Raw genomic sequence first — 13,721 nt, forward strand, 5'->3', positions numbered from 1 at the left:
ATGGGACGAATCCGGCTCGTGCTGCGGCTCGCAGCCCGGGACCTGCGCCGTCGGCGCGCCGAAGCGGTCCTGCTGCTCCTGGCGTTCACCGCCGCGATGACGACCCTGACCCTGGGGCTCGTACTCAACAACGTCACCGACCAGCCGTACCAGCAGACACGGGGCGCGACGGCCGGGCCGGACATCATCGCGCTCTCCTACCCCTCGGCCTCCGACGCCTCCTCGGGCACGGCGCCCGGCCTGACCAAACTCGCCGCGGACCCCGCCGTCACCGCCACCAGCGGCCCCTTCCCGGCGACCTGGACGCCGTTGGAGGCCAAGGGTCACAAGGCCGGTGCCCAGGTCGTCGGACGAGACACCGGGACCGCCCGGGTCGACCAGCCGAAGATCACATCCGGCAGCTGGCTGGGCGGCACCGGCTCCGCCGTGGTCGAACGGAGCTTCGCCGAGTCTGTCGGCATCGCGGTGGGTGACACCGTACGGCTGAACGACCGGCCGTTCCGGGTGTCCGGCATCGCCGTGACGGCCGCTGTCCCGCCCTACCCCCAGGTGTGCACCTCGGGCTGTGAGCAGGACACCACCCGGCAACAGGGCGAGGAGACCGGACAGATCTGGGTGACGCAGGCCGACGCCCGCAGCCTGGCGACACAGGCGCACCCCCTGTACTACTTCCTCAACCTCAGGCTCGCGCACGCCGACGACGCCGACGCGTTCATGGCCGCCCACCCGCCGACGTCCGACCGGTCCGGGCCGTTCATGAACAGCTGGCGCAACATCAGCGACCAGGACACCAAGCTGGTGGAGATCGAACGGCGCGACCTGCTGATCGGCAGCTGGCTGCTGGGACTCCTCGCGGTCGCCAGCGTGGCCGTCCTGGTCGGCGGCCGGATGGCGGACCAGGTCCGGCGCGTCGGACTGCTCAAGGCGGTCGGGGCCACCCCCGGGACGGTCGCCGGGGTGCTGCTCGCCGAATACGTCGCCCTCGCCCTGGTCGCCTCGGGCATCGGCATCCTGCTCGGATGGCTGGCCGCCCCGTTGCTGACCGATCCCGGGGCCGGGCTGATCGGCACGGCCGGGGCACCGTCGATCACCGTCGGCGCGGTACTGACCGTCGTCGTCGTGGCGGTGGCGGTGGCGGTCGCCTCCACCCTCCGTCCCGCGGTGCGCGCCGCGCGGAGCAGCACCGTACGGGCGCTGGCCGACTCCGCCCGCCCGTCGAAACGGGTTCCGCTGCTGATCGCGCTCTCGGCCCGGCTGCCCGTGACCATGCTGCTGGGTATCCGCCTCACCGCACGGCGCCCGCGCCGCGCCCTCCTCGGCATCGCGAGCGTCACCATCACGGTGAGCGCACTGGTCGCCGTACTCACCTCGCGGGCCCATGTGCGGGCCGAAGGCGCGGTCGGCATGGACAACCCCCAGTTCGACCGGCTGAGCGACGTGTTGCTGACACTGACGGTGATGCTGGTCGCGCTGGCCGCGGTGAACGTCATCTTCATCACCTGGGCCACGGTGCTCGACGCCCGCCATGCTTCGGCGCTCAGCCGCGCACTGGGGGCCACGCCACGGCAGGTCAGCGCGGGACTGTCGGCTGCGCAGGTCCTGCCGGCCCTCGTCGGTGCCGTGCTCGGAGTACCGGGCGGGATCGGGCTGTTCGCGCTGGTGCGCCACGGCGGGTCGATGACCTACCCGTCGGCGGTGGAGGTCGCGCTGACCGTGGTGGCGACCGTACCCGTCGTGGCCGGCCTCACCGCGGCACCGGCCCGGCTCGCGGCACGCCGGCCGGTGGCCGAGGCGCTGCAGTCCGAGTGAGGCGGAAGGCGGGCCGGGGCCGGCCCGGACCCGGCCCGCGGATCATTCCGTGGTGAAGGCCAGAGCCACGTTGTGGCCTCCGAATCCGGAGGAATTCGTCAACGCGGCCCGGATCCCCGGCCCGCCGCGCAACTCGCGCGCGTCGGTGGCGATGTCGAGCCCGAAGGCGACGACGTCCGCGTCCGGCTCGCCGAGGTTCACGGTCGGCGGGGCGAGCGAGGCACGCAACGCGCAGATCGCGGCTATCGCCTCGACCGCCCCCGCCGCGCCCACCATGTGACCGGTCATGGACTTGGTCGCCGTGACGAGCGCCCCGCGCGCGGCGTCGCCCAGGGCCGACCTGATCGCGGCGGCCTCCGCGACGTCTCCCGCGCGCGTGGCGGTGGCGTGCGCGTTGACGTGCACGACCTGCTCCGGTGCCAGGCGGGCGTCGGCCAGCGCCCGCCGCATGGCCGCGGCCAGCCCCGAGCCGTCCGGTTGCGGTACGGCGATGTGGTACGCGTCCGAGGAGTACCCGATCCCGGCCGCGACCGCGTACTCGGTCGCGCCCCGGCGCGCGGCGTGCTCGGCCGACTCCAGCACGATCATTCCGGCACCCTCGGCGAGGACGAAGCCGTCCCTCGACCGGTCGAAGGGGCGGGACGCCGCCTCGGGGTCGTCGCACGAGGACAGCGCCTGCATCTTCGAGAACATGCCGCCCCACACGGGCGTCACCGGCGTCTCGGTGCCCCCGGCCAGCACGACGTCGGCCCGGCCGGAGCGGATCATCTCCACGCCGTAGGCGATCGCCTCGGCACCGGAGGCGCACGCGCCGACCGAGGTGTGGCTGCCGGCCCGCGCCCCGATCTCGATGCCGATCCAGTCGGCGGCGCTGTTGGGCATGACCCGCGGTGCCGTGTACGGCGACATGGCCCGCCAGCTCTTCGTGGTGAGCAGGCCCCACCCGGCCAGCAAGGAGTCGTAGCCGCCCAGCGCCGTCCCGGCCGAGACACCCAGGCGGTCCGGAACCACCTCCGGTGCCCCCGCGTCCCGCCACGCCTCTCGAGCGGCGACGAGTGCCAGGTGCGTGCTGCGGTCCATCGTCCGCAGTTCGGTGCGGGTCACCACCGAGGCCGGATCGACGGCCGTGAGGCCGCCGATCCGTACCGGAAGGTCGGCCGGCCAGTCACCGGCCAGCCGGCGGATCCCCGACTTCCCGGCGAGCAGCGCCGACCACGTCGAGGCCACGTCGCCGCCGAGCGGCGTGGTCGCGCCCAGACCCGTGACGACGACTCGTACATGTTCCTGCTGCCGGACCATGGCCGGTCAGGACCTCGACGAAAGGCTTCGCGCGGTCACCAGCGCCACTCCCGCTGCCCGTAGAGGTGTTCGGCCGGGATGCCGCGGTCGCCGCACCAGGACAGGAACTCGTCGATCTGCTGGAGCTGGTAGGAGTCCTCGTTGTAGCTGGTCGCCATGACGTGCCCCAGCCAGCTCTCCTCGCCCATGGCGTAGATGCACGCCTCGTGGGCACCGAGCTCCTCCATGATGGCGGCGGCCTGGGCGGCGTTCGAGCCCGACAGGGTCCGCGAGTCGCTCATCTTCTTGGTCACCGGCCGGGTCAACAGCGCCTGATACAGCCAGGTCAGCGGCGCCCCGGCGCACTCCATGCCCAGGAAGGCGATGTCGACCTCGCCGACGTGCTCGCGCATGTACCGGTAGAGCCCCGGGTCGATCCCGGAGGAGTCCGCCCCGACGAACAGCGTCTTTCCGCCGATGCGCACGCAGTAGGTCGACTTCGCGCGGATGTCGAGGTCCGCGTGCTCACCGAGGAACGGGGTGGCGGTCACCTTGCCGCCGGGGAACTCCACCTCGGCGAAGTCGTCCACCTCGGTGACGGGCAGACCGACACGCTCCAGGTACAGCGCCAGGGACGGGTCGCACAGGTTGCCGCGCGAGGAGCGCGGAACGACCACCGTGCCGACCCGACCGCGCAGTTGGAGCAGGGTCTCCAGCACGATGTGGTCCTGGTGCCCGTGCGTGATCAGGACGACGTCGATGTAGTCGGGGAGGTCCCGATAGGTGTAGCGATCGGTCGCGGTGCCGTCGCCGTTGATGAACGGGTCGGTGACCAGGGCCGCTTCCGGGGTCTGCATCACCAGGCAGGCATGTCCGAAGTAGCGGATCCGCGCGCCGGTGTCGATGTGCCGGTCCGGCGCCAGGTCGGGGGCGTCGATCAGCATCGAGTCCAGGCGGGCCGCACCGGCGTCGTCGAGTTCGAAGGCCTCGCGCAACGCACCGAGCGTGGTCCCGTGGATCCGGGCGCGGAACAGTTCGGACAGCCCCTCGTGCCGGAACGGGATCGGCAGGTCCAGGACGGTCTCGGACGGCAGCCGGGGCGTACTGAGGATGAACGGGCGCTCGACACCGGTCTCCAGCGACAGCTGGACCGACTGCCGGTCCTCCAGGTACGCGGGGCTCATGTACGCGGCGGGTTCGATGAACCGCAGGGTGGGCTGGTTGCTGGTGTCGTAGGCGAGTTCCACCAGACCGGACAGCTCGGTCGGCAGCTTCGGGTACAGCGCGTCGAGGCCGAACCCGGTCGCCCCCTGCCGCAGGATCTCCTCGGCCTCGGCGATCGCCGAGGCGAAGCGGAGCATCGACGCCCGCTCGGTCTTGATCCTGGACAGCAGGTCCTTCACCTCGCCGGCGCGGTCCTCCGGTATGTTCACGAAGAACCCGCCGCGCAGCGCGGGGTTGCTGCTCGCGGCGACGTGCACCTGCGGGTTCTGCAGGTACGACTCCAGCATCGGCACCTGGAGTTTCGCGAGATTCAACGACGCCTGAGCCGGCGCCACCGTGTGGTGCCAGGCATAGAATCCGTCGACCAGCGGCTCGATAATGAAGTTCGGGTGCAGATATCTGAATTCTTCACTCATCGCCGACCTCTCACTGATTTTTGTTTTCCGGGTCGCCGGAAGAATGGCGGATTGCATATCCTTCGGAGTTTCGGGCCACGATGGCACATCGTCTCCGACGGGGCAACATCGCGCCGACCGCCGGGAATGACGGGTGTTCAAGTGCGGCGGCCGATGCACTTGAACACCCGTCACACCGCCCTGAGCTGCCCGCCGATCGCTGTCCCCGGCAGCGGTTGAACGGTGTTGATCGCCGCTCGCAGGCTGTGTGACAGTGGTACGCGTCTGCGCCCCGGGCGGGTGTGCGGAGTCCCTGTCATCGACGATGCGGCGGCCTTTCGGGCCGTCCGAACCGGTGCCGTCATTCCGGGCTCGCCGAATTCCTGATGCGGACGCCACCGGCAGGACGAGAGGATCTGTTATGGACCAGGTTTCCGTGTCCGAGGGGCTCGATATGCTGAGCGAAGTCCGCGGTTTCCTGGTGCCGTCCGCGGACGTCGAATTCGGATCCGTCGGGCTGGACTCCCTGCAGACGATCGAATGGCTGAGCATGCTCGAGGACCGGCTGGGCTTCTACTTCGACCTCGAGGACCTGGACTTCCACTCCCTGCGCCGGCAGAGCATCGCCGACGTCCTGCAGTTCCTGAACAAGACCGCAGCGGGCGGCTCCCCGGCCTGACGCGGCCGTCGACTCCAGCCTCCCCCGGAACCGGGCGGAACCCACGACGCCCAGCAGCCGAGCAGAGAAGGACGAGCAGATGTCCGGAACCGAAGGCGTTCACCGTGAGCCGATGCCCGGTCAGCTCGGCATCTGGCACGCCCTGCGGCTCGGCCCGGCCGACCCCGTCTACCACCTGGGCCTCTACCTGGACATCCGTGGCCCGCTCGACGCGCGGCTGTTCGAGGAGGCGCTGCGGCGCACGGTGGACGAGGCCGAGGCCTGCCATCTGCGGTTCGCCGAGACGGCGGACGGAGTACGGCAGACCGTCGCACCCCCGGGAGACTGGCCGCTGCACCTGCTGGACGTCGGTTCCGAGCCCGAACCCGTCGCCGCGGCGCTGGAGTGGATGTGGGCCGACATGCGCCGCCCCACCGACCTGGCCCGCGGCCCGCTGTTCAGCCACGCCCTCCTGCGCGTCGCGCCGGACCGGCACCTGTGGTACCAGCGCGTGCACCACATCGCCGTGGACGGCTTCAGCACCTCGGTACTGACAGCCCGTCAGGCCGAGCTGTACACCTCCCTGACCGAAGGCGGCCGGGTCGTGGACGCCGGTCCGCAGCCGCTGTCCGCGCTGCTGGACGCCGACCAGGAGTACCGCCGGTCGGCGGACCACGAACGGGACCGGAACCACTGGCTCGCCGCGCTGGCGGACCCGCCCGCGCCCGCCAGCCTCAGCGGCGGCCCCCGCCGCCGTCCCTCACGCTTCCCGGTCCGCCACACCGACGTGGTCGACGCCGCCGCCGCGGCCCGCATCCGGTCCGCCGCCGCCCGGCTCTCCTGCAGTGTCATCGAGCTGACGGTCCTCAGCGGCGCGCTCATGACCCACCGCAGCACCGGAGCCGAGGACGTCGTCGTCCGGGTGCCCGTGCTCGGGCGCTCCGGCGGCCGGCTCCGCCGCGTCCCCGGCATGACCACGAACGTCCTGCCGGTCCGCACGGCGATCCGCCCGGGGACGACGCTCGGGACCCTGGCCCGCCGGGTGGCGGAGGCGATGCGCGGCGGGCTGCGGCACCAGCGCTACCGCTTCGAGGACATGCTCAGGGACCTCAACCGCGTCGACGAGGGCATCGACTCGGGCCTCGTGGTCAACACCGTTCCGACCCCCGGGCCGCTGCGCTTCGGCGCCGCCGAGGCAACTGTGCGGCTGCTGGCGGGCGGTGCCGTCGAAGACCTGCGGATCAATGTCGTCGACACGGGCGCCGAAGGCGGCGTGACCGAAGCCGGCATGACCATCACCTTCGACGTGAACCCCGACGTCTACGGCGCCGAGGAGGCCGAGCGGCTGCTGCGCCGGTTCCGCCGCGTCCTGGACTGGGTGTGCTCGGCCGCGCCCACCGACGCCGTGGCGCGCGCGGACCTTCTCGGCGAGGACGAGCACGAGCAGGTGACCCGGGCCTGGAACGACACCGCACGCCCCGTCCCGGCCGCCACGGTGCCGGAACAGATCGCACACTGGGCGGCCCGCACCCCGGACGCCACCGCCCTCGCCTGCGGCGACACCTCCGTCACCTACGCCGAGCTGGACGACCGGGCCGAACGGCTGGCCCGGCGACTGCGCCATGCCGGGGCCGGCGCGGAGTCGGTCGTAGGGGTATGTCTTTCGCGCGGCCGGGACGCGATCGCGGTGATCCTCGCCGTGTGGAAGACGGGCGCCGCCTACCTTCCGCTGGACCCGAGCCATCCCGCCGACCGGCTGGCGTTCATGTGCGCCGACAGCCGGTGCGGCATCCTCGTCACCACCCGCGACCTGGTGGGCGCGCTCACCGCTCCCACGGTGGTCGTCCTCGACGATCCGGCACCGGAGCACAACACCCCGGCGCCGGCCGCCCGTCCGGCCGGACCCGAGCGGATCCTCCCGCAGCAGGCCGCCTACGTGATCTACACGTCCGGTTCGACGGGTACGCCCAAGGGCGTCGTGGTCAGCCACTCGGGCATGGCCAACCTGGCGGCGGCCCAGGCGCAGCGCCTCCGGATCGATCCGCACAGCAGGGTCCTGCAGTTCTCCTCGCCCGGCTTCGACGCATCGGTGTGGGACCTGGTGATGGCGCTGTGCCACGGCGCGTGCCTGGTCCTGGCCGGCACGCGGGAGATGCTGCCCGGCGCAGGACTCGAGGACATCACCGACCGCCACGGGGTCACCCACCTCACCGTTCCGCCCTCCGTCCTCGGAGCCGTGCGGCCGGGCGGGCTCAGCCGGGTGTCGACGCTCGTCGCGGCGGGCGAGGCACTGGGCGCGGACCTCGTCACCCGCTGGGCGGACGGCAGAGACTTCGTCAACGCCTACGGGCCCACGGAGAGTTCGGTGTGCGTCAGCATGACCGCCCCCCTGCGGCCCGGCGACGCACCCCACATGGGCTCTCCCATCGCCAACACCCGGGTGCACGTGCTCGACGGGGCGCTGCGGCCGGCGCCCGTCGGGTCGGCCGGTGAACTGTACGTGGCGGGGGCCGGACTCGCCCGCGGCTATCTGGGCCGCCCCGCCCTTACCGCCGCGCGGTTCGTGGCCGACCCGTTCGCCGCGGACGGCACCCGCCTCTACCGCACGGGTGACGTCGTGCGGTGGCGGCCGGACGGCACCCTCGAGTTCCTCGGCCGCGCGGACGACCAGGTGAAGATCCGCGGAGTCCGGATCGAGCCGGGAGAGGTCGAGGCCGCCGTCGCCGCCCACCCCGCGGTGGCGCAGGCAGTCGTGGTGGCGCGTCAGGACACGCCGGGCGACCAGCGGCTCGTCGCCTACGTCGTCCCCGAGGCGGACGCGGACGACAGCGCGGCGGCCGTCCGGGAGTACGTCGCGCAGCGCCTGCCCGAGTACATGGTGCCCGCGGCCGTCGTGATGCTGGACGCGCTGCCGCTGACCGTGAACGGAAAGCTGGACCGCGCGGCACTGCCCGCCCCGGACCACACGGCGGCCACCGGGGGACGCGGTCCCGCGACGGCTGCCGAGGAGGCCCTCTGCGCGGTCTTCGCCGACGTACTCGGTGTCGAACGGGTGGGCGCGGACGACGACTTCTTCGCGCTCGGCGGACACTCGCTGCTCGTCACCAGACTCGCCGCCCGGGTCCGGACCGCGCTGGGCGTCGACGTCCGCTTCCAGACCGTGTTCGAAGCACCGACGCCGGCCCGCCTCGCCCGGCACCTGGCCCTCACCGGGACACCCCCGCGCGAGCCGCTCACGCGCCGCGCCCGGCCGGAGCTGCCACCACTGTCGTTCGCGCAGCAACGCCTGTGGTTCCTCGGCCAACTCGAAGGCGCCAGCCCCTCCTACAACGTGCCGATCGCCCTGCGCATGACCGGCGCCCTGGACGTGACGGCGCTTGAGTCGGCCCTGCGGGACGTACTGGGGCGGCATGAGGCACTGCGCACCATGTTCCCCGCCCAGGACGGCCGGCCCTACCAGCGCGTCGTGGACCTCGACGACCTCGACCGGACCCTGCCGGTGCGCCACGTCGACGAGGCCGACCTGGACGGACTCGTCGCCGAGGAGGCGGCCCACGCCTTCGACCTCGCCACCGACATCCCGCTGCGGGCCCGGCTGTTCTCGCTCGCGCCCGGTGACGAGCATGTGCTCGTGCTGCTGATCCACCACATCGCCATGGACGGCTGGTCGCTGGCGCCGCTCCTGCGGGACCTGTCCCACGCCTACGCCGCCCGGCGCCGGGGCCGGCAGCCGTACTGGAGCCCGCTGCCGGTGCAGTACGCGGACTATGCGCTGTGGCAGCGGGCGAACCTGGGCCGGACGGAAGACCCCGACAGCCCGGCGGCCCGGCAGCTGGCCTTCTGGCGCTCGGCGCTCGCCGGCGCACCGAACGAACTGACCCTTCCGACGGACCGGCCACGTCCCGCTGTGGCCGGCGCCGACGGCCACGCGATCACCGTCGACGTACCGGCCGAGGTGCACGGGCGACTCACGGCGCTGGCGCGCGGCCGGGGCGTGACCCTCTTCATGATCATGCAAGGGGCGCTCGCGGCGCTGCTGTCCCGGCTCGGCGCGGGCACGGACATCCCCATCGGTTCGCCGGTGGCCGGCCGGACCGACGAGGCCCTGGACGACCTCGTCGGCTTCTTCGTCAACACCCTGGTCCTGCGCACCGACCTGTCCGGAAACCCGGGCTTCACCGACGTACTGGACCGAGTGCGCGCCACCGGCCTCGCCGCGTTCGCGCACCAGGACGTCCCCTTCGAGCGCCTCGTCGAGGAACTGGCACCGGCGCGCTCACTCTCACGCCACCCTCTGTTCCAAGTCATGCTCTCCGGACCGAACACTCCCGAAGCCGCAGTGGAGCTGCCCGGCGTCACCACGACCTCGGCAACGGCCTCGACACCGCCCCGGGCCCGCTTCGACCTCAGCGTCACCGTCGACGAAACCCCCGGCGACACCGCCCGCCCGGCAGCACTCCGCCTCACACTGACCGCGGCAGCCGACCTGTTCGACCCCGAGACGGCCCACCGTCTCGCCGAGAGGCTGCTGCGTGTCCTGGAGACCGTCGCCAACGACCCCGCACAGCGCCTCAGCGACCTGGACGTCCTCACCGCACACGAACGCCACCAGGTGCTCGCCGAATGGAACGGCACGGTGCGACCGGAACGCGGCGCCTCTCTGACCGAGCTCTACGAGGCACAGGCCGCGCGTCGGCCCGACGCCCCGGCCGTCGTCTTCGACGGCCGCACATCGACGTACGGCGAACTCAACGCCCGCGCCAACCACCTGGCGCACGAACTGATCGACCGGGGCGTCGGACCGGAAAGCCTCGTCGGTGTCCTGATGCCCCGCTCCGCCGACCTGATCGTCGCCGTGTGCGGCGCCCTCAAGGCCGGAGCCGCCTACGTCCCCCTCGACATCGACCACCCGGTGGCACGCCTGCGCACCATCGCCGCCGACGCGGGCCTCACCGCCGTACTCACCTCCCCCGCCACCGCCGACCACCCCGCGCTCCGGGACGGCGGCTTCGGACCCGGCGTGGAGATCGTCCCGGTCGACGCACAGCACCCCGGCACCCGGGAAGACCCCGGAAACCCGCGGTCGCGCACTTCCCCGTCGAACCTCGCCTACGTCATGTTCACCTCGGGCTCGACCGGCACCCCCAAGGGCGTCGCGGTCACCCACGCGAACGTGGTGAACTTCTGCTCGGCCGACTGCTGGCGCGACGACACGGCCGAACGCGTCCTGATACAGGCCAACCACGCCTTCGACGCCTCGACGTACGAACTCTGGGTACCCCTGCTGCGGGGAGGCTGCCTCGTCGTCGTGCCCTCCGGAGACCTCGACGTCGCCCAGCGGGCGAACCTGATCGCCGAGCACGCCGTCACCAATGTCACAGCGCCTTCGGGACTGTTCACGGTCCTGGCGGAGGAGTCGCCGCGGATGTTCGCCGGCGTGCGGGAGGTGTCCGTCGGCGGTGACGTGGTGTCACCGACAGCGGTACGAGCCCTGCTCGAGGCCAACCCGGGCCTGGTCGTCCGCACGACGTACGGCCCGACCGAGACCACCGCGTTCACCACCCAGCTCGCCTTCACCGAGGCCGGCACCGTCCCGGCGACCGTGCCGATCGGAGTTCCGTTCGAGAACACCCGCCTCTACGTTCTCGACGAGTTCCTCCAGCCGGTGGCCCCCGGCGTCGTCGGCGAACTGTACATCGGCGGCGCACAGGTGGCCCGCGGCTACCTCGGCCGCCCCGCCCTGACCGCGGAACGCTTCGTCGCCGACCCCGTCATCGGCGACGGCACCCGCCTCTACCGCACCGGAGACCTGGCGCGCTGGCTGCGCAGCGGGGTCCTCGACTTCGTGCGCCGCGCCGACGACCAGGCGAAGATCCGCGGTTTCCGCGTCGAACCGGGAGAGATAGAAGCCGTACTCGCCGAACACCCGCTGGTACGACAGGCGGTGGTCGCCGTCCGCGAGGACACACCTGGCGACCGACGGCTCGTCGCCTACGTGCTGATGGACGACGACACCCACGACGACCTCCCTTCCCCGCGCGACCACCTCGCCGCACGCCTTCCCGACTACCTGGTGCCCTCAGCCGTGGTCACCCTCGACGCCCTGCCGCTCACCGCCAACGGCAAGGTCGACCGCGCCGCCCTGCCCGCCCCGGCCGGCGCGACACACCGGCCGGGGCGGCCGCCGGCGAACCCGGTCGAGGAGATCCTCTGCTCGCTCTTCGCCGACGTCCTCGGCGCGGAACACTTCGGCGTCGACGACGACTTCTTCGCACACGGCGGACACTCACTCCTCGCGACCCGCCTGGTCAGCCGCATCCGCACGGCCCTGAACGCCGAACCGACGGTACGACTGCTCTTCGAGGAGCCGACACCGGCCGGCCTGGCCCCACGCCTCACCTCGACCGGCCCGGCCCGGACCCCGCTCCGGCGCCGGCCGCGGCCCGAACGCCTCGCACCGTCCTTCGCCCAGCAACGACTGTGGTTCCTCGCCCAGTTGGAGGGGCCCCGCTCGGCATACCGCCTGCCGGTCGCCGTACGACTGCGCGGCTCCCTCGACGTCACCGCACTCCGGGCCGCCTGGCGTGACGTCCTCGGCCGCCACGAAATGCTCCGTACGCTGTTCCCCACCGACGACGACGGCCCCTACCAGCAGGTCGTGAACGCGGACGATCCACGCTGGCAGGTGACCCTGACCGACACCACCCCGGAGAGGCTCGACGAAGCACTGGCCGCCGAGGCCGACCGGCCGTTCGACCTGGCCACCCAGGCACCCGTCCGCGCCCGGCTCTTCCGCAGCGGCCCCGACGAGCACGTGCTGCTCCTGGTGATGCACCACATCGTGACCGACGGCTGGTCGATGGCACCTCTCGCCCGCGACCTGTCGACGGCGTACGCCGCCCGGCGCCGGGGCGAAGCGCCCGACTGGCCCGAACTCCCCGTCCAATACGCCGACTTCGCCCTGTGGCAGCGTGACCTGCTCGGCGCGGCCGAGCACCCCGACAGCATCCTCTCCGCACAGATCGACCACTGGCGCGCGGCACTCGCCGGGGCTCCGCAGGAACTGAGCCTGCCCACCGACCGGCCTCGCCCCGCCGCCCTCGGCAACCTCGGACACCGCGCACCGATCAACATGCCGGCGGAACTGCACGGGCGGTTGACGGCGCTGGCGCGCAGCAGCGGCGTGACCCTCTTCATGATCATGCAGTCGGCGCTCGCGGCGCTGCTGTCCCGGCTCGGCGCCGGCACGGACATCCCCATCGGTTCCGCCGTCGCCGGCCGGACAGACGAGGCCCTGGACGACCTCGTCGGCTTCTTCGTCAACACCCTGGTCCTGCGCACCGACCTGTCCGGAAACCCGACCTTCACCGAACTCCTCGGCCGCGTACGGGAGTCGGGGCTGACCGCACTGGAACACCAGGACGTCCCGTTCGAGCGCCTGGTGGAGGAACTCGCGCCGACGCGCTCACTGTCACGGCACCCCCTGTTCCAGGTCATGCTCACCGTCCAGAACACCGCCGAGGCGTCCGTCGACCTCGACGGCCTGGAGACCACGCACCTCACCTCGAACCTCGCGGCGTTGTCACCGTTCGACATCGACATCAAGGTCGTCGAGTCCTTCGACACCGGCGGCACACCAGGCGGCCTCGGCGGCACCGTCACCGTCAACGCGGACCTGTTCGACGCCCCCGCCGCCGCGACCTTGGCCACACGACTGACCCTCCTCCTCGACGCGATCGCCTCGGAACCGACCCTGCGCATCGGTGAGTTGGCGATTCTTGCGGGTGGGGAGCGGGGTCGGTTGGCGGGGTTGGGGCAGGGGGTGGTGGAGGACTTTGGGTGTGGTTCGGTTGTGGAGTTGTTTGGGCGTCGGGTGGTGGGTGATGCGGGTGCGGTGGCTGTGGTGTGTGGGGATGTGGCGTTGTCGTATGGGGAGTTGGATGCGTGGGCGGATCGGGTGGCGTGGTGTTTGAGGGGTCGGGGTGTGGGGGCGGAGTCGGTGGTGGGGGTGTGTGTTGCGCGGGGTGTGGAGTGGGTGGTGGCGGTGTTGGGGGTGTGGAAGGCGGGGGGTGTGTATCTGCCGTTGGATGTGGAGCTTCCGGTGGAGCGGTTGCGGTTGATGGTGGGGGAGGCGGGGGCGTCGGTGGTGGTGGGGACCGGGGTGACGCTGGGTGAGCTGGGTGTGGATGGTGTTGTGGTGGATGGCCCGGCGGTGGTGGAGGGGGTGTCGTCGGGACCGTTGGGAGTGGAGGTCGCAGCGGCTCAGTTGGCGTATGTGATGTTCACGTCGGGGTCGACGGGTGTGCCGAAGGGTGTGCAGGTCACGCATGGGGGGCTGGTGAATCTGGCGTCTGTGT

The 13,721-nt window shown here is 72.0% G+C and carries 5 protein-coding genes; 3 read left to right on the forward strand and 2 right to left on the reverse strand.

Features of this window, described 5'->3' with window-relative positions; genetic code table 11:
- Positions 1–1,809, forward strand: a complete 1,809-nt coding sequence (locus ACFZDK_RS51900; protein WP_390985356.1) for an FtsX-like permease family protein — start codon at positions 1–3, stop codon at positions 1,807–1,809.
- 42 nt (positions 1,810–1,851) lie between these two features.
- On the opposite strand, the gene ACFZDK_RS51905 is transcribed toward ACFZDK_RS51900, so the two are convergent.
- Complete coding sequence (locus tag ACFZDK_RS51905) at positions 1,852–3,108, reverse strand: beta-ketoacyl-ACP synthase II (protein ID WP_390985359.1); 1,257 nt, start codon at positions 3,106–3,108, stop codon at positions 1,852–1,854.
- A 35-nt stretch (positions 3,109–3,143) separates the two neighbouring features.
- Positions 3,144–4,727: an MBL fold metallo-hydrolase gene (locus ACFZDK_RS51910; protein WP_390985362.1), complete on the reverse strand. Its 1,584-nt coding sequence runs from the start codon at positions 4,725–4,727 to the stop codon at positions 3,144–3,146.
- 433 nt (positions 4,728–5,160) lie between these two features.
- Here ACFZDK_RS51910 and ACFZDK_RS51915 point away from each other — a divergent pair, with 433 nt between their 5' ends.
- Together ACFZDK_RS51915 and ACFZDK_RS51920 are read left to right on the forward strand one after the other, a co-directional pair.
- The gene (locus ACFZDK_RS51915) at positions 5,161–5,385 is read left to right on the forward strand and encodes a phosphopantetheine-binding protein (RefSeq protein ID WP_390985365.1); all 225 of its coding nucleotides are present in this window, start codon (positions 5,161–5,163) and stop codon (positions 5,383–5,385) included.
- Between the two features lie 79 nt (positions 5,386–5,464).
- Positions 5,465–13,721: amino acid adenylation domain-containing protein (locus ACFZDK_RS51920; RefSeq protein WP_390985367.1), on the forward strand; the 8,257-nt coding region annotated here is incomplete at its 3' end.

The sequence above is a fragment of the Streptomyces sp. NPDC007901 genome (genome assembly GCF_042959465.1).
Lineage (GTDB): Bacteria > Actinomycetota > Actinomycetes > Streptomycetales > Streptomycetaceae > Streptomyces.